Annotated in this window: 1 pseudogene; it reads left to right on the top strand. The window is 68.3% G+C overall.

The features are described from left to right. A pseudogene (locus A3736_RS17305) lies at positions 1 to 334 on the top strand (lytic transglycosylase domain-containing protein); the annotation flags it as partial.

The following is a 334-nucleotide window of genomic DNA, read 5'->3' as shown; positions in this document are numbered from 1 at the left end:
CGAGCAGTTGGGCCAGACCCTGCCCGGCGATCACACCCGCCCGGACCTGACCGCGCAGGACTGGCAGCTTCTATCGGACGAACCGGCGGCACGGCAGGCCGTCATGCTCAACGAACTGAACCGGCGCGAGGCCGCATCCGATGCGCTGGTCTATCAGGCGCGCTACGGTGATCCGGACGAATTTCAGGCCCTTACACGGCTTGCCCGCGCACTCGGATTGCCGGGCGCCCAGAATTTCATGGCCTACAATGCGCCCGCCAAGACTGCCCCGCCGCCGAGCCTGCGCTGGCCGGTAACGGACCAGACTCCGCGCGGGGGATGGACAGTCGACCCG

The sequence above is a fragment of the Erythrobacter sp. HI0063 genome (genome assembly GCF_001635685.1).
Lineage (GTDB): Bacteria > Pseudomonadota > Alphaproteobacteria > Sphingomonadales > Sphingomonadaceae > Qipengyuania.
Note: the sequence above shows the minus strand (reverse complement) of the source record. Positions and strands in the feature narration are given on the sequence as shown.